The organism is Sediminispirochaeta bajacaliforniensis DSM 16054 (assembly GCF_000378205.1).
In the GTDB taxonomy this organism is placed as follows: domain Bacteria; phylum Spirochaetota; class Spirochaetia; order DSM-16054; family Sediminispirochaetaceae; genus Sediminispirochaeta; species Sediminispirochaeta bajacaliforniensis.
On sequence record NZ_KB899406.1, the window covers coordinates 273,031 to 293,917 of the forward strand.

General features: G+C 49.2%; 21 protein-coding genes, 1 tRNA gene and 1 pseudogene. 14 read left to right on the forward strand and 9 right to left on the reverse strand.

Annotated features, from left to right (window positions below; all coding sequences use genetic code 11):
- Positions 1-157: 157 nt before the first annotated feature.
- The 3 genes from F459_RS0101235 to F459_RS24625 all read right to left on the reverse strand — a co-directional run bounded on the left by F459_RS0101235 (position 158) and on the right by F459_RS24625 (position 4,337).
- On the reverse strand, positions 158-2,329 hold the full coding sequence (locus F459_RS0101235) for a methyl-accepting chemotaxis protein (protein ID WP_154651591.1): 2,172 nt from the start codon (positions 2,327-2,329) through the stop codon (positions 158-160).
- A 21-nt stretch (positions 2,330-2,350) separates the two neighbouring features.
- Positions 2,351-4,048: an HD domain-containing phosphohydrolase gene (locus tag F459_RS0101240; protein WP_245540042.1), complete on the reverse strand. Its 1,698-nt coding sequence runs from the start codon at positions 4,046-4,048 to the stop codon at positions 2,351-2,353.
- A gap of 115 nt (positions 4,049-4,163) precedes the next feature.
- Positions 4,164-4,337, reverse strand: a complete 174-nt coding sequence (locus F459_RS24625; protein ID WP_081623707.1) for a hypothetical protein — start codon at positions 4,335-4,337, stop codon at positions 4,164-4,166.
- A gap of 143 nt (positions 4,338-4,480) precedes the next feature.
- Here F459_RS24625 and F459_RS0101250 point away from each other — a divergent pair, with 143 nt between their 5' ends.
- The 5 genes and pseudogenes from F459_RS0101250 (at position 4,481) to F459_RS23110 (ending at position 6,531) form a co-directional block, all read left to right on the forward strand.
- A complete protein-coding gene (locus F459_RS0101250; protein ID WP_020610918.1) occupies positions 4,481-4,693 on the forward strand; it encodes a hypothetical protein in 213 nt (70 codons plus the stop codon).
- The gene (gene tnpB / locus F459_RS0101255) at positions 4,690-5,037 is read left to right on the forward strand and encodes an IS66 family insertion sequence element accessory protein TnpB (RefSeq protein ID WP_020610919.1); all 348 of its coding nucleotides are present in this window, start codon (positions 4,690-4,692) and stop codon (positions 5,035-5,037) included. Before F459_RS0101250 ends, tnpB begins: the two co-directional genes overlap by 4 nt.
- A gap of 41 nt (positions 5,038-5,078) precedes the next feature.
- Positions 5,079-5,276 carry an IS66 family transposase gene (locus tag F459_RS23100; protein WP_020610920.1) on the forward strand — a complete coding sequence of 66 codons (198 nt, stop codon included), beginning with the start codon at positions 5,079-5,081 and terminating at the stop codon, positions 5,274-5,276.
- Positions 5,277-5,284: 8 nt separating this feature from the next.
- A pseudogene (gene tnpC, locus F459_RS23105) lies at positions 5,285-6,291 on the forward strand (IS66 family transposase); the annotation flags it as partial.
- 9 nt (positions 6,292-6,300) lie between these two features.
- Positions 6,301-6,531: a transposase domain-containing protein gene (locus F459_RS23110; protein ID WP_245540048.1), complete on the forward strand. Its 231-nt coding sequence runs from the start codon at positions 6,301-6,303 to the stop codon at positions 6,529-6,531.
- A 196-nt stretch (positions 6,532-6,727) separates the two neighbouring features.
- Here F459_RS23110 and F459_RS0101265 read toward each other — a convergent pair.
- The 3 genes from F459_RS0101265 to F459_RS0101275 all read right to left on the reverse strand — a co-directional run bounded on the left by F459_RS0101265 (position 6,728) and on the right by F459_RS0101275 (position 9,191).
- A tRNA-Met gene (locus tag F459_RS0101265) sits at positions 6,728-6,800 on the reverse strand.
- A 95-nt stretch (positions 6,801-6,895) separates the two neighbouring features.
- Positions 6,896-8,482: a cadherin-like beta sandwich domain-containing protein gene (locus F459_RS0101270; RefSeq protein WP_020610922.1), complete on the reverse strand. Its 1,587-nt coding sequence runs from the start codon at positions 8,480-8,482 to the stop codon at positions 6,896-6,898.
- A gap of 250 nt (positions 8,483-8,732) precedes the next feature.
- Entirely contained in the window at positions 8,733-9,191 is a 459-nt protein-coding gene (locus F459_RS0101275; RefSeq protein ID WP_033301037.1) for an Lrp/AsnC family transcriptional regulator, read from the reverse strand.
- Positions 9,192-9,371: 180 nt separating this feature from the next.
- Here F459_RS0101275 and F459_RS0101280 point away from each other — a divergent pair, with 180 nt between their 5' ends.
- The 6 genes from F459_RS0101280 to F459_RS0101305 are packed head-to-tail and all read left to right on the forward strand — an operon-like array spanning position 9,372 to position 15,628.
- Positions 9,372-10,991: a thiamine pyrophosphate-dependent enzyme gene (locus F459_RS0101280; RefSeq protein WP_026294823.1), complete on the forward strand. Its 1,620-nt coding sequence runs from the start codon at positions 9,372-9,374 to the stop codon at positions 10,989-10,991.
- Complete coding sequence (locus F459_RS0101285; protein WP_020610925.1) at positions 10,988-11,584, forward strand: indolepyruvate oxidoreductase subunit beta; 597 nt, start codon at positions 10,988-10,990, stop codon at positions 11,582-11,584. Before F459_RS0101280 ends, F459_RS0101285 begins: the two co-directional genes overlap by 4 nt.
- Positions 11,581-12,477: a phosphate acyltransferase gene (locus tag F459_RS0101290; protein ID WP_020610926.1), complete on the forward strand. Its 897-nt coding sequence runs from the start codon at positions 11,581-11,583 to the stop codon at positions 12,475-12,477. Before F459_RS0101285 ends, F459_RS0101290 begins: the two co-directional genes overlap by 4 nt.
- Complete coding sequence (buk, locus tag F459_RS0101295; RefSeq protein WP_020610927.1) at positions 12,474-13,544, forward strand: butyrate kinase; 1,071 nt, start codon at positions 12,474-12,476, stop codon at positions 13,542-13,544. The genes F459_RS0101290 and buk overlap by 4 nt, the downstream gene beginning before the upstream one ends.
- Before the next feature lie 46 nt (positions 13,545-13,590).
- A complete protein-coding gene (locus F459_RS0101300; protein ID WP_245540044.1) occupies positions 13,591-15,105 on the forward strand; it encodes a phosphate acyltransferase in 1,515 nt (504 codons plus the stop codon).
- A 25-nt stretch (positions 15,106-15,130) separates the two neighbouring features.
- Positions 15,131-15,628, forward strand: a complete 498-nt coding sequence (locus F459_RS0101305; protein ID WP_020610929.1) for a hypothetical protein — start codon at positions 15,131-15,133, stop codon at positions 15,626-15,628.
- Here F459_RS0101305 and F459_RS0101310 read toward each other — a convergent pair.
- A complete protein-coding gene (locus F459_RS0101310) occupies positions 15,615-16,055 on the reverse strand; it encodes a PGPGW domain-containing protein (protein ID WP_020610930.1) in 441 nt (146 codons plus the stop codon). The two genes, F459_RS0101305 and F459_RS0101310, sit on opposite strands and share 14 nt — an antisense overlap.
- A 137-nt stretch (positions 16,056-16,192) precedes the next feature.
- Between F459_RS0101310 and F459_RS0101315 the strand changes: the two genes are divergently transcribed.
- Complete coding sequence (locus F459_RS0101315) at positions 16,193-16,996, forward strand: ABC transporter ATP-binding protein (RefSeq protein WP_020610931.1); 804 nt, start codon at positions 16,193-16,195, stop codon at positions 16,994-16,996.
- On the opposite strand, the gene F459_RS0101320 is transcribed toward F459_RS0101315, so the two are convergent.
- Positions 16,938-17,498 (reverse strand): GNAT family N-acetyltransferase, encoded by a 561-nt coding sequence (locus tag F459_RS0101320; protein ID WP_081623708.1) that lies wholly within the window; start codon positions 17,496-17,498, stop codon positions 16,938-16,940. The genes F459_RS0101315 and F459_RS0101320 overlap by 59 nt on opposite strands.
- A gap of 100 nt (positions 17,499-17,598) precedes the next feature.
- Here F459_RS0101320 and F459_RS0101325 point away from each other — a divergent pair, with 100 nt between their 5' ends.
- The gene (locus F459_RS0101325; RefSeq protein WP_020610933.1) at positions 17,599-19,440 is read left to right on the forward strand and encodes an HD domain-containing phosphohydrolase; all 1,842 of its coding nucleotides are present in this window, start codon (positions 17,599-17,601) and stop codon (positions 19,438-19,440) included.
- Here the strand turns inward: F459_RS0101325 and F459_RS0101330 are convergent.
- Positions 19,421-20,419: an NYN domain-containing protein gene (locus F459_RS0101330; RefSeq protein WP_020610934.1), complete on the reverse strand. Its 999-nt coding sequence runs from the start codon at positions 20,417-20,419 to the stop codon at positions 19,421-19,423. The two genes, F459_RS0101325 and F459_RS0101330, sit on opposite strands and share 20 nt — an antisense overlap.
- Positions 20,420-20,558: 139 nt before the next feature.
- Between F459_RS0101330 and F459_RS23865 the strand changes: the two genes are divergently transcribed.
- Positions 20,559-20,765: a hypothetical protein gene (locus tag F459_RS23865; RefSeq protein WP_154651594.1), complete on the forward strand. Its 207-nt coding sequence runs from the start codon at positions 20,559-20,561 to the stop codon at positions 20,763-20,765.
- Positions 20,766-20,887 lie beyond the last annotated feature (122 nt).

Here is a 20,887-nt window from a genome sequence, read left to right on the forward strand (position 1 = left end):
TACTCCTTGGGATAGTTAAACCGATTTAGGTTCGCACATGTATAGGATGAGGCCTTATCCTGAGGATGTGTTAAGGTAACTTGTATGGGATGAGAAGAGCTGTCAATAGTATTGGGAATTTAGATGAACGGAAGATCGATTCCTTTTCCCGGTACAATTACACATAACCCCCTTCCGTTTTGAAATTGCTAACCCTTTCCGAAAGCTCGCGTGTCGTTTCGCCCAAATTCTGAACATCATCGGTTATATTGTTCATTGCAGTAAGGATTTCTCTGCTTCCCACGGAAATTTCTTCAACTGCTAAATTGCTGGATTGTGTTAGCTGAAGCACCGAGCTGATATCTTCAGATACTACTGCCGTCTGACTCTGCATGTTTTCCGCGGCTTCGGTTAATTTTACGGAGGTATCGGAAAGCGACGCCATTGCCTGCAGAATTTGATCGCTTCCGGACGACATCTCGACGGTACTGGTATTAATTTCGGAAAAGGCATCTGCAGTACTTTTTATATCTTTTACAATTTCATCGATTGATTGCTTGAGTGAAGCAAAGTTGTGTGCGGCGAGTTGAATTTGTTCGATAATCGTTTTAACTTCCAACGTTATTCTGCTGGATGATATACTGGAATGCTCTGCGAGCTTTCGAATCTCATCTGCGACAACGGCAAAGCCCTTTCCCGACTCGCCGGCGTGTGCAGCTTCTATGGCGGCATTCATTGCCAGAAGGTTTGTCTGACTCGATATGTCGTCAATAACACTGGTCATTTCCATTATCGAATCGATATTAGTGTTTACCTTTATGATTGAATTGTAGGTCTCTTCAAGTACCTCGTTACTTTCTTCCGCACCTTTCATGAGATTATCTGCCATCGTTTTCTGTCGTGTTGTTATCTTGGCTGTATTTTTCAGGGCGCTTATCATTTCCTCAACCGCCGCAGTGGATTGCTGTACCGCAGAGGATTGTGTTCCTGCTAGGCCTGTCAGGCCGGCAATCGTATCGTTGATTGTCTTGGTGGAGCTGCTTGCCTCACTTGATTGGCGGAGCAGTTTGTCCATCATCGTTTTTATGGAATTAATATTGCTCATGATCTGGTTGACCGATGCCGATGTTTCTTCGGTCGAGGCTGCAAGGCGATCGCGCATTGTACTGTGTACCGATACCGAATGCTTTATTTTGTTTATCATTTCGAGAAGGGTATCGGTGAAAGCATTAAAGGCAGATGCAATTTCACCTATCTCATTATTCTTGTCGATTTGTACTTTTGCAGTAAGATCACCGCCGCCTTTCGAAATTTCCTCAAGATCTTTTTTGATTGTGGTTAAGGGATTGAGGATTATGTGTTTGGTTGTGGTGATTATGACGCCGGAAATTATCAGTATGGATGCAAATAGTATAAGAAGAGAGGAGGTTATGAATTTTTTTATCGAGGCCATCATGATGTGCTCGGGTTCTCGATAAAATAGATACCACACTGTGTGATTATCTGAGTTGAGATTCACCTGGCTTCCAAAATAGTAATTTAGGGACTCTTCGTCCCTTTCTTTGAATTGGAAGATTTTATTTTCGGCTTTTTCTGATATTTGCTCTATGGCTTCTCGCCCTTTTTCGGTTAAGACCAAAGAGTTTTCCGGGTGTGATAAAAGATAGCCTTCGTTATCAAACATAAAGATATATTCATCTTTTGCGAAACCTTCTTGCCTGATAAATTGATCGGTAATGAATGAAAGTCTGGTTGCAAGCCCCACCGCTCCTATCACCTCTCCCTCTGCCTTGACAGGTACGGTAAGGACGAAGACGGGGACACCACTTACCAAGCTGCGATAGGGCTTGCCGATGCAGAAATCGCTTCCTCTTTTTATTTCAGTCGACCAATCCTTATCGGCACCTGCTCCGAGATCCTTATTCCCCGCAGAGCTTATGAGAATCCCTCCATTGGGAATAGAATATTCTTTATCCAAGTGGAGCGTGATGGATTCGCTTCCGTATCTGACAATAAAGACATTTTCATATCCGTCAGACTTGTCGTATGTATTCTTGAAATTCCTTAGGACCTTTTCATAGAGATTTTGATTATCCGGGTTTTGGCAAAGATCAACGATGGTCGGCTGCGAAGAGAGCATATTCGCAATCATTATTTGATTCTTGAAAACTGTTTCAATCGATCGAGCGATGTCGGTTGTAACTGTTGCTCCCAGCGTCAATTTACTCCGGATTATCTCATTTCGGAACGAGACCTGAATCCACTGAATCATTCCCATTAGGAGAACGACAAGGACCGTCAATGTTAATGCTAAGAACGGCAATAGTACGCTGGTTTTTTTCTTTTTCATGTTTCTTTCTCTCATGGATATTTAATCCTTTAGTGTGTTAAAAACGGTATTGAAACAGCTCCGGTTGGCAAGTAACAGCTTTACCAGAACGGGATCGAAGTGTGTTCCCGATCCCTTTGCAATTATTTCAAGCGTCTTCTCTTCGGAAAATGCTTCTTTATACGGCCTTTTGCTGCGGAGAGCATCGTACACATCGACTATGCTGCATATTCTGGCGGAAAGGGGAATTCCTTTCCCCGAAATACCTTTTGGATATCCTGTGCCGTCATATTTTTCATGATGATTCTCTGCAATCTCGGCTGCCATCTCCAGCTTTGAGCGTCCTTTTAAAATGTCATAGCCTATGGTAGTGTGTGTTTTCATGATTTCGAATTCTTCCTCTGTCAATAGACGGGGCGCCCTGAGAATTTCATCAGCTATTCCAACTTTACCGATATCATGCATTGGCGCAAAAATTTTAATATCATCAGAAAAGCGTCTCGATTTTCCCAACTTTTTTGCGATTAGATATGAGAATTCTCCGATACGCTTCATATGTTTTCCGGTTTCGTTGTCACGGTGTTCCGCTACACTTGCTATCGCATCATAAATCTCGATTCTTACATGTTCTTCTTGTTTGCGCTCTTCGGTGATATCAAAGCTGGTGAGAACAAAGGCTTCTATTTTCCCTTTTTTATCCCGTAGTGTATGAATAAGTGAACGAACCCATCGTATTTTTCCATCTCTTGTTTTGTTTATTAATTCCCCTTCCCAGCAGCCTATTTGAGGAAGAAGCAGATCTTTTTTTATCTCTGCAAAAAGCTTGTCATATTGGGTTTCCGAATATCCGTTATCAAGGTATACTTCTTTTTCACTATTCAGAATCCATATCGATTGTTCTTGTAGCTCTGATAAATCATATCCGTAGACTTTTTCACACTGTTGGTTCACAAAAGTTATTCGCCCCTTTTTGTCTGCAATAATAAAGGGATTTCTCGCAAATTTAACGGCGTGATAAAATTTCGCATATTCTTTTAGTAACGTCTCACTCTCTGTAACATCCTGGATAATCCCGGTTAGCATGTTGGTATAGGCTTTCTTTTTATTACCAATATACCAATGCTTCTGGTATACCCAGCGCTCCTGCCCTGTGATTCCGTGGATAATCCTGTATTTGAGTTCAGTGGGGGACGCTGGTTCGGTTAAGCTCTTTTCGACCAAGCGTCTATCATCGGGATGCACACACTCAATGACATTCGTATGGTTTGGAATAAATTGTGACGGTTCTTTTCCGAAAATTCGATATGCTTCCTCAGACCAATCAAAACTCCGGGCCTTCCTGTCATAGTCCCAGGAACCGAGCCGGGCGGAAAGCTGAACCTTTTGTTGATCATAAAGGCGATTGACACGATTTACCTTTTTCCTAAAGATCAGGATCTTATCTTTTCCGCTTTGCATTACCGTACATTCCGCCGGATAAAGAGACTTGTCGCTAGTTCTGATAGTGAGCTCTTCCGTTATTGATCCAATGCCGCTATCCTTGTTCAGCACAGGTCCTATGTTCTCAATTACCGTCTCTAAGGGTGTACCGGTCATTTCGTTGAGGCCGTACCCAAGTTCTTCAGATGCCTTGATGTTGATGGCAAGAATTTTTCCGGCGGAAGAGAGTAGTACACATGCTAAAGGATTATGCAGAAATAAATTATACAGTAAATCTGATTCGCATAAATTACGTTTCATATTAGGAAAGTGCATGTGTATATCCATAAAAAATTATCTAAATCAATGTTGGTTAGAAAATACCGCTATGAAAAAGAAAATGGAACCCAAGGGAAATCCGAAAACTACCTGGAAACTACACGGAAAATACCTGAAAACCACATACTGTGATCCCGGCACTTACGTAGGTCCCGGATCGGGGAGAAAAGTTGTAGGAATGGTTCAAGAAAACACAATAACAGAGTGGGGAATGAAGGATGGTGATGGAATCATCATTGTAGGTGTAAACCAGTATATCTTCCTTGTTAATGTGCCGGGAGAAGTAACCTGAAAGGTCTCCCTTTAAGGACTTGGCCCCTTCTTCCTTTCAAGATCCTTGTGTAAGCGTCAAAACTACAGGCCCTACAAAAATCCCGATATTCCTTGCACAATTTCCACAAGGAGAATTAAAGCATGGAAAGAAAAGATATCTGGGTAGAAAGATTCAGGGAATGTGAAAAGGTAAACAGAAACAGCCTTGTAAAGCTTCCGGAGGTTTTAAAACCATCTCAGCCCTTTTCGATCTCTATCGAATATCCTTCAGGACATAAAATCAACATTCCAGCAAACTACAACTCAGATACGCTTTGGCGCCTGGTTGCCGACCTTGACGGGGTGTTACCATGATCCCAGATCTTTCCATCCTCCAGATTTATGTTCGTCCCGGCGTCACCGATATGCGGAAGCAGGTAAACGGCCTATCCATCATCACAGAGGAGGAGATGGAGCTTGCTCCCGGTTCCGGCAGCCTGTTCCTGTTCTGCAGCAGAGATAGGAAGCTGATTAAATGCATCTATTGGGACCGGAATGGCTTCTGTCTTTGGCAGAAGCGTCTTGAGAAGGGAAAGTACCCCTGGCCCTATACCGAAGTTCAGGCCAGAGAAATATCTCAAGAACAGCTGAAGATGCTTCTTGATGGGATCGACTTCTGGCATGCCCACCAGAGGCTCAGCTATGAAGAGATTGCTTAAACCATCTTCCCACTGAAATTCAAAGATGATAGAATTCCAACATGGACTTGGCGGAGATTCAGAAATCACCGGAGAAAGCACTTGAGCTCATACAGAGTATGTCCGGTCAAATCGAGCATCTTACAGAAGAGCTCCGCCTTGCCCTTCACCGTAAATATGGCCGTTCCAGTGAGAGGATTGCTCCCTGTCAGAAAGAGCTGTTCGAAGAGGATGCCCTGCTGAAGATGAGTCCGGTATAGAAGATCAGATAACCGTACCGGCTCATAGAAGAACCAAAGCAGGCCGTAAGCCCTTAGATCCCAGCATCCCCCGGGAAGACATCATCCATGATATCCCCGAGGAAGAAAAGCTCTGTGGCTGCGGTTACAAGCTTGTAAAGGTAGATGAGGTCATCAGCGAAAGGCTAAAACATATACCCGAACAGATTTATGTGGAACGTCATATCCGTCTCAAGTATGCCTGTAAGAACTGTGAAGGTTCCGGAGATGAAGAGAAACCTGTTTTTCGTATTGCCCCGGCTCCTCCTTCTATTCTCCCTGGCAGCATCGTTACTTCAGGTCTTCTGGCCTTTATCCTGGTGAATAAGTTCTGTGATCATTTGCCGTTTTACAGGCAGGAGAAACGCTTTGAACGTATCGGCGCCCATATCAGCCGGCAAGATATGTCGAATTGGACGAACAAGGTCTACGACGTCCTTCAGTTCCTGATGGAAATGTTCAAGGAAAAAATCAAAGAAGGATCAGTTATCCAGATGGATGAAACAACGGTCCAGGTCCTGGGAGAAGAGAACCGGCCCGACACCTCAAAATCCTATATGTGGCTGGCCCGGGGAGGACCGCCGGAATCGCCTCTTGTGATCTACGAATACCACGAAACCAGAAGTTCTCGGCATGCCAAGGCATGTTTGGAAGGCTATTCAGGCTATCTCCAGACTGACGGCTACCAGGCCTATGAAACGGCGATAGACGGCAATGAAGATATCGTTCATGTTGGCTGTCTGGCTCATGCCCGCCGGAAGTTTGTAGAAGCCGCTAAGGCATCGAAGAAGGCTGGAAGCGCCCAGATTGCGGTTAAGAAGATCAAGGACATCTATCGGGTTGAAAGTAACCTGAGAGATCAGGATCTGGATGAGGATGAGTTCTTGAACCAGAGAAAGCTGTTGCCTATACCCTGGGACAGTGGAACAAGATCATTCGCTTTTTGGAATCTCCCTATCTGACACCGGATAACAATGCTGCTGAACAATCCATCAAGCCTTTCGTTGTGGGTCGGAAGAACTGGCTGTTCTCAGGATCGCCCAACGGAGCCAAAGCCAGCAGTCTCTTCTACTCGCTGATCGAGACTGCGAAAGCCAATGACCTGAATCCATATGGCTACTTGTATTGGATTTTCGATCAATACGCCGAAAAGGCTGTAGACTTCGACTACGAAACGCTGCTCCCCTGGAACTGTGACCGGGAGGCAATCAGGAACGTGGCGTTCAAGGGCCTGTAGTTTTGACGGTTACCACCAATCCAACAGATTTGTGAGGCGTACCCGCTTGTCATCTTACATCAGGGAGGCCGGAAGGGTTTCTGCGATGCAAATAAAAAAGCCGGTTGCTCATATCAAATCCTGTTACAGGAGATTGATAAAAACACCGGCCCTTCGGTAGCTTTTAGCTACTTCGTACCAATAAATATGGAACGTTTAGCAGGGACAGGACTCGAACCTGTGACCTCCGGGTTATGAGCCCGACGAGCTGCCAACTGCTCTACCCTGCGTCGTTAATAAAGATAAGATACCGAAATAAACGAAAAGGGTCAAGAGGCTCTTCCCCGAAAAGGTTGATGACCGTTCGGGGAAGATGCCTGTAGGGCTACTGCTTTGCATAACCTCCGTTGTTGACCTTGCTGCTGTTGCTCACAAGATCACCAATGGACAAATAGCCATCCGAGGAGAGCAGGACGTACTTCGTATAACCTACAGTACTTCCTATTGTCAGTGTAAGGACACCGTTTGAGACTGAGTAAGTGCCACTCATAGTGTTCGTTGGTTCGGTACTCCCGCCATCATGGGCGTCGTGAGTGAAGCTACCATTGCTTTGTATGGTAAGGACCTCATAGTCTCCATCATCTTCGGCAAGGCTTTTCCAGGTCCCGATGATTCCACTTGTCTCACTACTGGTCCGTTTACAGGCATAGGGATAGAAGCTGCCGTCTTCAAACAGATCGTAGAGGTCGCCGAAATCGCTCAATGTCAGAACGCCGTTTGATGCCGAATAGGTACCCGAGTCTGTGTCATCGTTTTCAGTCCCTTCCGCATCGTAAGTATACGTGTATGAACCGTTAGTAAACACATATGTCTCGGTGTAATCTCCTTCATCTTCATCATAGCCGCTGCATTTGTAGATTCCGTTGCGATCGTCGGCTTCTCGGGTGACGGTAATGGTGTAGTCATCATCGTTTCCAGATTCGGCTTCTACCGTGACCATAATTTCTGTTGCCGATCCCACGGATAGGGCTACGGTTTTGCTGGGAGTATAGGAGATACTCGCCTTACTGCTGCTTGCTGTTGGGTTTACGGTGACACTTGTCCCTTCATCGAAACCTACCGTGGCTGTATATTCATCCTCATCTGAGCTGAAAGAGGGAGAGAGGGGGATGGATCTGCCGTCGGCATCTGTCAAAGTCAGGGAGGCCAGGCGTATATCATCGTCCTGCAGGGTAATAATGTTGCTAAATGTAGCATCACTTGAGCCTACCGAAATAGTATTGGTTCCCCCGCTGCCTATGTACAGCATGGTGCTGTTTGGATCATTTTCATCCAGGACCGCCGCGCCCACATAATAGGTTCCCGCGCCAACGCTTTCGATAGCTACTGATTTTGGCCATGATGTGGCAGAAGCAATGTTTAACCCGTCGGAAAGGTAGGCCGGCTCACCATTTTCGCTTTCACTCAAATAGGCGTAGAGATATCCTGATGTGATACCGCTTCCGCTGATAGTGGAAATGGTAACGGTATATCCGATAGGAGCACCGCTGTAGGCGTAATTAATCAGGACACTTGCCGTCTCGATATCGTCATCAGCGCTGTCGTAGGAAGTCGCAGAGATCAGCTTATTTCCCTGGGTTATTGAAGTGCCGGCAGTTATGCTTACCGTCCAGGTTTTTGCAGTTGTATTGAGGCTTGCCGATTTCTCGCTCTGGCCTGCGAAGGAAACACCAATTGAAGCGGGCGTTGTGCCGCTCCAGGTTCCGCTTATCGTGAAGGTTTGCGTGGTAACCACTGCTCCGGCCGCGGGGTTGGTTATGGTGATTAACTCGGATGATCCCCCACCGTTTCCACCTCCCCCATCATCATCGTTATCACTACTCCCAAAAAGATTGCAGGACATCGTGAAGCCGACTAACAGAAACACGACCAGCAGTGCCGTGATATTCTTAAAAAGTCTCCAGCACATCATCAATCCTCCTTCCAAAGAGTTTAGATACCCTGCACCACTTTCTGCTTATGCAAAAGCTGCGGTAAAGTGATGAGTGGGTTGCAAATGTTAAGAGAGTTTTTTTCGGTGTATTAGAGGTAACCGAATTGGGAAAAACTCAGTTTATTAATATATTTTTTAAGCATACTGGAGTGTATCGTATGCCTTTTGGTAAACGGCGTCAACATGTTTGTGTTTTGCTTTTCCGCACCTTCTGTTAGAGCATCGTATGCTACAGCGGTATATCGGTTCGGTCGACAATGCTGGCCAGGACAATGCTCGAACTGGTCTTGTCGATTCCGGGAATCGTGGTGAGACGGGTGCGGGTAAAGAGTTCGAAATCCTCGATATTATCGACGACGACCTTGAGGATGTAATCCTTCTCGCCGGCAAGGCGGCAGCACTCGAGTACCTCCGGGAGATCTTTAATCCGCTTATTGAATTCGATGAGGCTCTGATTGCTATGTTCTTTCATGGTGATGAATATGTAGGCCTTTATGTGTTTGTTCAGCTTTTTCTCATCAACAAGTGCTGCGTATTTTCGGATGATCCCGGCTTGTTCGAGTTTCTTGACTCGTTCAAGGGTTGTTGCAGGAGAAAGGCCGATTCGGGTGGAAAGTTCCTGATTTGTCAGTGATGCATCATCCTGAAGGATTCTGAGAATTTTTAGGTTTGTATCGTCCAGTTGCATGTTCTTCACTATAGCCTCATAACTTTGCTTTGTATAGTCTTCCTATTAGCTTGTTGTTCGTATATAATTCGGTATAATAAGTAATACATCGAATATTATTAGAATATATTGTTGAAAAACAGTATATTCTATGGTAGAAAGGTGATATAGACCGGTGGGAACCATATGAGGGAGATCTATATGGATGGATATGTCTTGTTGGGGAATGAGGCGGTTGCTCTTGGGGCCTTGCACGCAGGCGTGAGCCTTGCCTATGGCTATCCCGGCACCCCTTCGACGGAAATCATCGAATATATGCAGCAGGTCATCGAACCGAAAAGCGGGGTCAGGGCCCAGTGGTGCTCGAATGAAAAGACCGCGTACGAGGCTGCCGTGGGAGCTTCGGCGATGAATCGTCGGGTCCTTGTGACCATGAAACACGTAGGCCTCAATGTCGCCGCCGACCCTTTTATGAATTCGGCGATCATGAATATCAAAGGGGGGGTGGTTCTGGCAGTAGCAGATGATCCTGGAATGCACAGCTCCCAGAATGAACAGGACAGCCGCTTTTATGCTGATTTTGCCAAGCTCCCCTGCTTTGAGCCCCACAATCAGCAGGAGGCTTATGAGATGACTCGTGCCGCCTTTGATCTTTCGGAGCGTTTTCATGTACCGGTGTTGCTTCGCCTGGTGACACGTCTTTCCCACTCCAGGGCAATCGTCAGACCGAATCCTTCCCGCGACGCCAATCCCATGGTGAAATTTACCGGAAAGGATGATTTTATCACCTTGCCTGCCACCAGCAGAAAGCGCTATGCCGAGCATCTCGAGCTGTATAAGCGGCTGCGGGCCTACGCCGAGTCGGAAACGGTAAACCCTTTGAAGCCGGGGGATACGGATGCCCCCTTTTCGGTGATCACCAGTGGGCTTGGCCACAACTATTTTGAAGAGAATGCTGAGGACCTCGGTTTTTCGCCTTCAGTCCTGCATGTCAATTTTTATCCCCTGCCCGAGGAGAAAATCAGAACTCTTGCCGCTGGCAGCAAACGCATTCTTTGCATAGAGGAAGGCTATCCCTTCATAGAACGTTTGTTACGAGGTATTCTTCCCGTTTCTGTCACCGTTAGCGGCAAATTGGATGGCAGCCTTCCTCCTTCAGGAGAATTAAACCCGGATATCGTCCGCACCGCCCTAAAGCTTCCGGAACCATCTTCCAAGGTGGAAGATGGCCACAGGAACCTTGCCCCGCTTCCCGGCAGGCCTCCTCAGTTATGTAAGGGCTGCCCTCACCGGGATACCTTCAAGGCCCTGAATACGGCCCTCGAAACTTATGAGAATCATCTCGTCACCGGAGATATCGGCTGTTACACCCTCGGCTATCTACCCCCTTTTGAAGCAATTGAGACAGGACTATGCATGGGAGCGAGTATCACCATGGCGCGAGGAGCCGCCCAGGCTGGTATGTATCCTGTGGTTGCGGTCATCGGCGACAGTACCTTCATGCATTCCGGCCTTACCGGTCTTGCGGATGCCGTGAGCTCATCGGTCCCGATCACGATTCTTATTCTGGATAACTCCACCACCGCTATGACTGGTGGCCAGGATACGATTTTCGAATCGAAGGGCATACGCAAGGTTGTTCTCGGCCTGGGGGTTGAGCCGGAACATTGTGTGGAGATGGTACCCCTTCCGACAAAGCACGAGGAAAACAGCGATCTGCTTCGCAGGGAGATCGAATACAAAGGGGTTTCGGTTGTTTTTGCATTTCGCGAGTGTATCCAGACCGCAAAGCGGAAGCATACAAAGGAGGCAAAGGCATGAAGTATGATATTATTCTCTGTGGAGTAGGGGGGCAGGGGGTTCTTTCCGTTGCCGCTATTATTGCCCGGGCGGCAATGATGTCGGGCTTGGAAGTTCGTCAGTCCGAGGTCCACGGCATGGCCCAGCGTGGTGGTGCGGTGGAGGCCGATCTGCGTATTTCCGATGGCCCGATTCCCGGGGACCTTATTGCGAAAGGGCGGGCGGATATGATCCTCAGCATGGAACCCCTGGAAAGTCTTCGCTACGTTGATTTCCTTTCCGAAAAGGGGAGTGTCGTTACTTCCGACCACTGCGAGATCAATATACCTGACTATCCGGAAAAGCAAGCCATCTTTTCATCTATTTCATCCTTCGGACGGGCCCTGACGATTCCGGCAGATGCATTGGCGCTTACCGCAGGGAGTGCGCGAAGTGCAAACATGGTCCTTGTTGGTGCGGCATCATTTCATTTACCAATTGAATTTTCTACAATGGAAGAAGCGGTCCGGGAACGCTTTGCAAGCAAAGGGGAGCTTATTATCGAAACCAATCTAAAGGCCCTTTCCCTTGGCAGGAATTTTGCCGAGGCCGGTAGTAGAAGGAGGAGTGGATGAGCTTTGCCCAACTCGAGGCGCAGTTGAAGGGTGGGCTGCCGCAAACGATCGCCGTAGCGGGGGCCGAGGGAGATGAGCTGTTCCAGGCCCTTGAAAGGGTAGAACAAAAGGGGCTGGCCCGGTTCGTCCTTGTGGGAGAATTAGAGACGGCAACGGTCTTGGCAGAACGCTACGGAATCGATCCTGTAGCGGTCATTTCGGCTGGAAGCGAAGAAGATGTCGCCGCACGGTCCGTTGCTGCCATCAAAGAGGGAAAGGCTGCGCTTTTGATGAAGGGCAAAGTTTCCACCCCAACCCTGTTACACGCCGTTGTTACGGAAAAAAGCTTGTTCCCCAAAGGACAGCTTCTTTCTCATGCCTTAGTGGTGGAAAGTCCCGAAGGCCGGATGCTTGGCATCACCGACGGCGGTATGAATATCCGCCCCGACATTGAGGCAAAACAGACGATTCTCAACTCGGTCGTGGAGCTTTTCCACCGCCTTGGGCTAGCAAACCCAAAAGTTGCGGTGTTGGCTGCCAATGAAAAGGTCAATTCCAAGATGCCTGAAACCCTTGATGCTGTCCAGCTCAAGGAGCGATACCAGGCTGGGGCTATAAGCGGTTGTATCGTAGATGGTCCCATGGCCCTCGATCTGGCGGTTGTCCCCCGGGCTGCCGCATTAAAGGGGTATCAGGGGGCGATACAAGGGGATGCCGATATCCTCCTTACCCACGATATTGCGGCTGGAAACCATCTCGGGAAGAGCCTTCTTTACCTTGGCGGATTTCAGGGCGGCGGGATCATTCTGGGTGCAAGCTATCCCATTGTCCTGCTTTCCCGAAGCGATACGGTCAGAGAAAAATTTCTTTCGATGATACTGGCCCTTTCCTGCGGTAAGGGGACGCGTGCATGAGTCGCTTTCTTATCATCAATCCCGGTTCGACGAGTACGAAAATTGCTCTTTTTCAGGGTGAAAATTCCTGGCAGTTAGAGGAACTTGCATCCAAAAGCCTTCCTGTGGAGGACGACGTTGTCAGGCGTTTTTCCGATCCCATGGAGCAATTACAGCTGCGTGAGGATGCCATCGCCGGTGTATTGAGCTCCGCTGCCATAGAGCATGTCGATGCTGTGGCCGGAAGAGGAGGGCTGACCCGTCCCCTGGAGGCGGGGAGCTATGCGGTTTCCGATACACTGATCGATGATCTTTCCCACCATCGTTTTGGAATCCATGCATCAAATCTCGGTGCCGTCCTTGCCCGTCGTTTCGGCGAGCGTTTTGGCGTGCCTTCGCTCATTGCCGATCCCGTTGGTGTCGATCAATTTGAAGAGGAAGCCCGCTATTCCGGCTGGCCTTCCATTCCCCGAAAGAGCATGATTCACGCCCTTAATATCCGCTCTGTTGCCCGAGAGTCCGCCAGAGAGCTGGGGGGGAGCGCTGGTGATTTTAATTTTATCATAGCCCATCTCGGCGGCGGGATTTCGGTTACCCCGATGAGAAAGGGGAGAATGATCGATGTAAACAATGCCAACGAGGAAGGGCCTTTTTCTCCGCAAAGAACCGGAACCCTTCCCCTTTGCGGGGTAATCGACCTTGCCTTCAGCAGTGAATTTTCATCTGCCGATGAGATGAAGCGGGCGATGGTTCAGCGCGGCGGCCTTTTCGCCTACCTCGGGACCCCCGACGGACGTGAGGTGTGTAAGCGTATTGCGGCCGGAGATCAGAGGGCCGAAAGTGTATACAAGGCCATGGCATACCAGATTTCCAAGGAGATCGGGGCGATGGCTACGGCCCTGAAGGGAAAGGTCGATGCGGTTGTCCTCACCGGGGGGCTTCCCCATCCGCCCCTGTCCGATTGGATCACGGAGCGTTGCAGCTGGATCGCCCCGGTGAAGATTATTGAGGGAGAACGGGAGATGCTTGCCCTTGCCCAGGCTGCAGCCAGGCATGTCTGTGAAGGAGAACCCCTTTTGACTTATTGACATGGGAGCCGGATACAAGGCTATCATGGAGAAAAGTATAAGGAGGATGTGTGTGTATACGGGAAAACATCTCCGTTCTCTTCGGGAGAAGGCGGATATCAGTCGAGAGGAGCTGGCCGATAGCATCGAAGAGCCTCTGGCGCTGATCGAACGGATGGAGGATGAGGCGTATGAGCCGTCGGTTTCCATCCTTCTCAAGATTGCATCGGCCCTGGAAACAGATATTTCTACCCTGATATACGGCAAGGCCTTTGATGCACGGTCGGTGATGGTCACCAGCCGTGAGGAACGGGTCAAGGTGGAACGGCGGAGGCAGTTTGATTATGAAAGTCTTGCTCCTTCCTATGCCGGTAAGCACATTGAACCCTTTCTTGTAGATGTCTACCCCAATGAACCCGATACGCTTGAATATTCCTCACACGAGGGGGAGGAGTTCCACTATGTCATGGAGGGAAAGCTGAAGATCATTGTCGACGGCAGAGAGCACCTTCTCAATGTCGGGGACTCGATCTATTTTGATTCTTCCCTTCCGCATGCCCTCTCCTCTGTGGGAGATCGGGCCAAGGTGATGGTGGCTGTCTACAATGCCGCCAGCATGCGGCATCTTACACGAAGCCGAAAGATGACGGAATTAATTGAAGCCGCCCGCCACCTCGGAGGCCGGAGTGTTGTCGTTGTTCTTCCCAATGATACCGCCATTGAAGCGGTGAACCGGGCCATGGAGGAGCGTGTCGTGGAGGATGCCCTCCTGGTAGGGGATCCCGGTACCTTCCCTGAGGCATACCGGCGCTATGCAAATCGCTATGAGATCGTTCCGGTGGAGAAGGAGGCAGGGGATGATGCGGACCCGGCCCAAACCGCCTATCAGCGCCGTTGTGCCGATCGTGGTGTGGCCCTGATCCGCGAAGGACGTGGCCATATGCTGATGAAGGGGAATATCAACACCGCCATCTTCATGAAAGGGGTACTTGATAAGCAGTCGGGAATCGGAAGCGGCAGAAGGCTTTCCCTGGTAAGTATTTTCGAGCTTCCAAAACTGAATCGGCTTATCTTCCTCACGGATCCGGGGATCAATACCGCCCTCACCACCGGCGACGACCTCGTCACAAGCCGTGACATCATCTTGAACGGCATCGATGTGGCCCGGGCCCTTGGGGTTGCAAAACCGAAGGTGGCCATTCTCGATGCAAATGAACTTCCCAGCAAGAAGCTACCCACCACCATGTTTGCCCAGGAGCTTTCGGCAATGGAATGGCCGAACGCAACGGTCTACGGCCCGCTTTCCTATGATCTTGCCCTCTATGAGGATTCGGCGCGTCACAAGGGAATAGAGGATAATCCGGTTGCAGGAAAGGCCGATATCCTGATCGTACCGCACATCTCCGGAGGAAACTTCCTGTATAAGGCATGGGCCATGACCATGTCGGCGGATGTTGCCAACATCGTACTTGGTGCCACCGTTCCCCTGATCATCACCAGCCGAAGCGACGGCGACATGACGAAATTCCTTACCCTCTGTGCCTCTGCGGTCTACTCCGGCTACGAGGAAGACGGAAAATAGAAGAGCCTCGTGCTATCTTTGGACTATGGGACGAAAAGAAAACGGGCGGCGTGAGCACCTCATCGAAGAGATAGATGGCCTTCTCGGAGAGCTTTCGGAAGAGAACCTTTCCTTCCTTCTGCGGCAGGCTGCGGTCCTGGTTCATAATGAAAAGGTCGACGAGCTTAATGAACGAATGGCTCTTGCCGAGGCAGAAAGCCCTGAGGCTGCATCCCCGAACGGGGAGGGAAAGAATCGGCCTAAGCGGGCTCATCGGGTTTTTTTCGATCGTGCGGGGAAAAGGGGCCATTTGTTCCTTCAGGTTGGTAATGCACGCTCGATCATGGATGAGGCCGAGGTGATGGCCCTGGTTCGGATTGCCGCAAAAGCCCCGACGCAAAGGGCTGCAGCCGATCGCTTGTACCGTTGGTTCGAGGCGAACCGCGATGATATACTCATGGAAAGCGGACTAGAAAAGGAAGGGGCGGACATGGAGGCCCTTTGCCGTTGCCTTAAAAATGATTTTGCGATCAGGGAAGGATGATCGGCTTTTTCCCCTTCTTCTTTCGTATCCATCCCACGCCCTTTGCGATCTTAGGCTTTTTCATCAGCCGTAATTCGAGATTCCTCTTACCGGGAAAGTTAAGCAGGGTAATGGCGATGAGAATGGTCAGCAGGCCCTGACCGGGAATAAAAAGCATGATGAATCCGGCCATAAAAAGAACGATCCCGATAATATTCTTTCCGATCACAAGCAAAGTCCTCAGCAAAGGGTGCCGTAAGCCGAAGCCCCAGACGCTCTGTTGTTCCTTCACAAAGTAGTCTTCGGGAATGGCAAGAATAACAAGCGGCAAAATTGCAAGCGTTACGATAAACATGAATGCCGAAACAGCCCCGATGATGGCCAGGACTTCCGCATGTCCTGCCGTCCAGTCGGCAAGCTCTTTCGCAATATGCTCAAACTGGATCATACTCTTTCTGCACTATAGTGGGCCCTCTCTTTACATGCAAGAATAATGTCGCAGAAGAGGGAAATTCCGCTGCGGCTGATGCTTTTGTAAACATTCCTTCTTCGCTACACTAAAGAGATACTAATGAGGAGGCGTTTGTGGCAATACCCTTTTTTGAACTTGAGAATGCGACCGTATACCGGGGGGAGCGAATCGTCTTCGACCGTATAAATCTTCGGCTTGAGGCTGGGACCCATACCGCGGTTCTCGGTCCCAATGGTTCGGGTAAATCAACCCTCATCAAACTAATCTTTCGGGATATCTATCCTGCGGCCCTTCCGGGTAGCGTGATGCGGACCTTCGGCAACGAGCTGATGAATGCCTGGGATCTGCGGAAACGTATTGGCCTGGTCAGTGCCGATCTTCAGCACCGCTATATGGCTTCGGTCACGGGGCGGAGTGTCGTTCTCTCGGGGTTCTATTCAAGTATTGCAACGGGGGGAACGCAGGAGTTCAGTGACGAAGACCAGTCTGCTGCGGATCGGGCCCTTGAGCGAAGCGGTGCCCTGTCCCTTGCAGATAGGAGGTTCGGGACGCTCTCGACCGGGGAACAGCGGAGGCTGCTGCTGGCCCGTGCCATGGTTCACAATCCGGAAATTCTCCTTTTGGACGAACCGACCGCCGGCCTCGATATGAACGGCCGCTTTGTCTTTTTTGATCTGCTCGACGGCTTTCTTGATGAGGGAAAGAGTGTCCTTCTTATCACCCATCACATTGAGGAAATCCCTCCTGGGATTCAGCGGGTTATCCTTCTGAAATCGGGGCAGGTCTTTGCCGACGGCCGCCCCTCCGATGTCCTGAAGCCCGACGACCTCGGCCGGCTTTTCGGCAGGAGCATTGAGCTTATCGAACGTGGGGGCTTTCGATATGCCGTTCCCGAATCTCGAGCCACTCCTGCCTGAGTATACCGAAGAATATCTCGTCTTCGGGTTTCCCATTGATGAGAAAATGGCTGCGAAGACAGCCTTCCCTTGTGAAGCCGAGGGCCTGCAACAGGCGAATCGAGGGAAGGTTCCGGCTGCATACAATGGCGCAGAGTTTTCGTAAGTCGGTGGATGAGAAGAGCATCTCCACGAGGGCTGCCACCGCGGCTTTACCGACCCCTCGGCCCCGCATCGCCGGGGCGACCTGATAGCTGATCTCTGCTGTTTTCATCATCGAGTTGATCTCCTGAATCCCAACAAGGGCGGCCGGTTCTTCGTCTATTACTGCCTCCCATTTGAGTTCGCGAAAATCGTAGATCGAGGAGAGCTCGCCGCTTGCGCCGGCCATTCTTTCGGCGAAGCGCTTTTCGTCGATGGGCATGAGAGGATTGTAGGCCACATCATCCCGATCGCTTCGCCAGGCGTAGAGGGTGGCATAGTGGTCGGGGTGCACGGGTAAAAGATGTAGTCGTCGTACCATAATGAAGAAAACATACACGGAACTGATTTGTTATACAATGATAGAGAAAGGAGAATGATAGCTTGTCTCTGTTCATTTTGGAAGAGTATATTTGTCTCCTATGATAAAGCCCAAAATTTGCGGAAATACGCCTCTTTGGTTGCAGCTATCCTTGCGCTTTGCTTTTTTCGGTCTTTTGATCGCTTATATAACCTTTATTGTTCTTACCATGGGATGGAGCCGAAAACTCATCTCCTACTACCATGGTCAGATTGGCCGTCTTGTGGAGTCGACGGGATCTATCGAGGAGCTGTTGCAGGAGCTGCAATCCAACGGACCGGCTCTGCGTCTTTTTCAGTCTCCCCTTGCGGGCTTACCCGATCCCTTTCGGCCCACCTTGTCCGTCAGACTCTTCAGCTTCAATGGCTTGGGATGGGAACAGATCGGGGGGCCGCCACTGACTTCCGAAGTTTCCAGGGAAAAACTACGACAACAGCTTGATCGTGCCCTTGAGAAAGGGATCTCCAGAGATCATCCTCCCTTTTGGGGCAGAGAAAACGACTTCTCTTTTGCCGCCGATGTTACCTCGCCTACCTTTACGGATCCGGTAGTGATCCATTTTTCGGGGATACATTCCGGCCTCATTCCGGTCGTTTCGTTTTTTCTGCAAGAGATTCTCTTCTTTTCTCTGCTGTTTCTCCTCTTTTCCTTTCTTCTGAGTCAACTTTTTGTGAAAAGGATTATTCGTCCCATACACTGGCTCAGCGAGGAGGCCCGTAAGGTTGCCTCCGGAGCCCGGGAAACCAGCTTAAACCTTCATGGGCGGGATGAGATCGCCCGTCTGAGTCAGACCATCGATTTTATGAAGGATGAGCTTTCGCATCAGATTTCCCTGGCTCAGCACCAGGCCGACGTATTGGAAACCATGAACCGCATCGATAAGGCCGTTCTTTCTTCCGCCAACAGGGAGCATCTGCTTGGTAATGTCGCAGATATTGTCTCATCCCTCTATCCGAAAAACGGACTTTTCCTGCTGTTGGTAAATAGAAAGGGTAACGGTCTTGATTTGCTTGTCGAGCGGCAGGGGATAGACAGCGCCCAAAGGGTTGAACGATTCTTTGCCTCTAATCAGGAACTTTCTTCCCAGATGCGTGCCAGCCTCGAAAATTCTCGACTTTTCCACTCTTCTGAGCTGGGAATCAGTGACCATCTTCGTCGGGAAATGCCGGCGGAACGTTCATGGGTCCTCAATATGCCGATCGTTCTTGAAGATTCCTATTATGGTTCTCTTCTCGTTACTTCCGATTCCAAGGAAACCTTTGGTGATGAAGATATCGGCATCATTAAAAAACTAACCGATCAGGTAGGCGTGGCTTTACAAAACATCCTCTATGCAGAAGAACGGGAGCAGCTACTTTTCGGCTCGTTAAAGGCCCTTTCCGCAGCCGTCGATGCAAAAAGCAGCTGGACGGCAGGTCATTCCGAACGGGTCAGGCTTCTCTCTCTTCGAATAGGTGAAGAGCTGGAGCTCAGTGAATCCGATCTGCAGCAGCTTTCCATTTCGGCCCTGCTGCACGATATCGGGAAATTGGCGATTAGTGAAGCGATTCTTGACAAGCCGGGTAAGCTTACCGATGATGAGTATGAGATCATCAAAAAGCATCCCCGGAAGGGCGCCGAGATCTGCGATAACATTCCGGGATTCCCCGATGTTGTAAAGGGTATCCTATATCACCATGAACACTGGGATGGATCGGGATATCCTTGCGGACTGGCGGGAGACGAAATCCCTCGCATCGCACGAATCATTTGTATTGCCGATGTATATGATGCCATAACGGCCAAGAGACCTTATCGTAATGAGATGAGCCCCGAGGCGGCAAAGTCTTTCCTTCTGCTGCAACGTGGTGTGATGTTTGAGCCGCAGCTTGTTGATCTCTTTATTAATCTTCGCGATCAGTAAGTAGTTCGTTCCCCTTCAACGTCAGATCAAGAAAATAGTTACTTTCATCCAGTGTCACCAGCACCAAGCCCCGTTTCGCAGCTGCATCGGCTACCTTTTTCAGCGTGGAATAGCCATGGCTCCGATAATCCAGGCCCCATTGACTCAATTGCTTTCCTATATCGGGGAGCTTTGCCTTTCTTCCCTCGCTTGTTCTGATTTTGCTTGATGATTCCAGAGCCTTTAAAAACGAAAGAATAATTTCAGGGACGGGGGAACGAGGTGTCGTCAAGATAAGATCGTTATCCTTAAATCGTGCATGGATTGCTTTTCGCTTCTGCGCTTCGGTAAGAAAACCGTTCCATGACTCAAATCCCAGCGCTTTTTCGGCAAAGCCTTCATTCATTAATTTCAGCCGGGCCCTTACCAGATCCGAAGTCGGTCGTTGGCCGCTTTCCGCAATGGTGGAGATGGCCTCCTGAAGCAGGATGATCGATTGATCCATACTGATGGTCGGCCGACTATCTTTGCTGCTTTCTTCTTCTTCCATCGGAACGATGGTGAGGTCCCGAAAGTCTCCAAAATCATCGGCGAGCAGCAGTAACTGCTCATCCGCCCTCCGTGCATCACAGAAAACCATCGTTTCGAGATCGAGGGTACGAAGTTGCCTGAGAAGCGGGGTAAAGGCCTTTCTGCCGCTGATGAGCAGGAGCTGATCAATATGGGGATGGAGCGCCAAAAGAGCGATGACACCTCCCGTTATCGTATCGGGGTACTCTTCTTTTGCCGAATCCGGAATATGAACCATCTCGAAGGATTCCCGATGCAGTTCCGCCGCTGCACGGGCAAAGCGGCTTTTTGTAAAATCACCATAAACCCGGGCGATAGAAATGCGTCCGTAACTACGAACATAGTCAAGGAGCCCCTTTACAAAGGTTGAACTTATGCTCGGGGTAACATCTTCCAAATCCCATATGATTGCAACGGCCTTTTTCCTCATACTTCCTCACCTTCTGTGTTCGTTCATCAGTATACAAGTTGGTAGCAACAAAATGCAACAATTTTATTCCCGCCGCGGCACAATTGCAAGGAAAGGGATTTTTTACTATTATTATAAGAAGAAACAAAAAGGAGATGTTATGCTAAAAAGAATGGTCGATATCAAGGATAGGCTTCCCGCCCAGGACCAGGAGTGCTTTTGTAAGCTTGATTCGGGACTCTACCGAGTCTACTGGTATGATACCGAGTATCGCGCATTCATTTCCAATGGTGCATTGATCAATAATGTGGTTGCATGGATGCCGGTGACGGATCTGATCAACTTAATTGAGAAGATTGAAGAGTAAAAGAAAATCGATTCTCGCTCAGAGCCGTTTTTATCACGCAATTGCTCATCAAACTCTGACAGGATCATGGTACAATTCCCTCACGGTTGGCAATGGCCGTGAAATAGTTAAGGGAATTAACG

Excerpts from the sequence above, each read along its gene's own strand:
- F459_RS0101235 (WP_154651591.1), bottom strand. The coding sequence starts at position 2,329 with ATGAAAAAGAAAAAAACCAGCGTACTATTGCCGTTCTTAGCATTAACA.
- F459_RS0101240 (WP_245540042.1), bottom strand. The coding sequence starts at position 4,048 with ATGAAACGTAATTTATGCGAATCAGATTTACTGTATAATTTATTTCTG.
- F459_RS0101250 (WP_020610918.1), top strand. The coding sequence starts at position 4,481 with ATGGAAAGAAAAGATATCTGGGTAGAAAGATTCAGGGAATGTGAAAAG.
- tnpB (WP_020610919.1), top strand. The coding sequence starts at position 4,690 with ATGATCCCAGATCTTTCCATCCTCCAGATTTATGTTCGTCCCGGCGTC.
- F459_RS23100 (WP_020610920.1), top strand. The coding sequence starts at position 5,079 with ATGGACTTGGCGGAGATTCAGAAATCACCGGAGAAAGCACTTGAGCTC.
- F459_RS0101270 (WP_020610922.1), bottom strand. The coding sequence starts at position 8,482 with ATGATGTGCTGGAGACTTTTTAAGAATATCACGGCACTGCTGGTCGTG.
- F459_RS0101275 (WP_033301037.1), bottom strand. The coding sequence starts at position 9,191 with ATGCAACTGGACGATACAAACCTAAAAATTCTCAGAATCCTTCAGGAT.
- F459_RS0101280 (WP_026294823.1), top strand. The coding sequence starts at position 9,372 with ATGGATGGATATGTCTTGTTGGGGAATGAGGCGGTTGCTCTTGGGGCC.
- F459_RS0101285 (WP_020610925.1), top strand. The coding sequence starts at position 10,988 with ATGAAGTATGATATTATTCTCTGTGGAGTAGGGGGGCAGGGGGTTCTT.
- F459_RS0101290 (WP_020610926.1), top strand. The coding sequence starts at position 11,581 with ATGAGCTTTGCCCAACTCGAGGCGCAGTTGAAGGGTGGGCTGCCGCAA.
- buk (WP_020610927.1), top strand. The coding sequence starts at position 12,474 with ATGAGTCGCTTTCTTATCATCAATCCCGGTTCGACGAGTACGAAAATT.
- F459_RS0101300 (WP_245540044.1), top strand. The coding sequence starts at position 13,591 with ATGTGTGTGTATACGGGAAAACATCTCCGTTCTCTTCGGGAGAAGGCG.
- F459_RS0101305 (WP_020610929.1), top strand. The coding sequence starts at position 15,131 with ATGGGACGAAAAGAAAACGGGCGGCGTGAGCACCTCATCGAAGAGATA.
- F459_RS0101310 (WP_020610930.1), bottom strand. The coding sequence starts at position 16,055 with ATGATCCAGTTTGAGCATATTGCGAAAGAGCTTGCCGACTGGACGGCA.
- F459_RS0101320 (WP_081623708.1), bottom strand. The coding sequence starts at position 17,498 with ATGGTACGACGACTACATCTTTTACCCGTGCACCCCGACCACTATGCC.
- F459_RS0101325 (WP_020610933.1), top strand. The coding sequence starts at position 17,599 with ATGATAAAGCCCAAAATTTGCGGAAATACGCCTCTTTGGTTGCAGCTA.
- F459_RS0101330 (WP_020610934.1), bottom strand. The coding sequence starts at position 20,419 with ATGAGGAAAAAGGCCGTTGCAATCATATGGGATTTGGAAGATGTTACC.
- F459_RS23865 (WP_154651594.1), top strand. The coding sequence starts at position 20,559 with ATGCTAAAAAGAATGGTCGATATCAAGGATAGGCTTCCCGCCCAGGAC.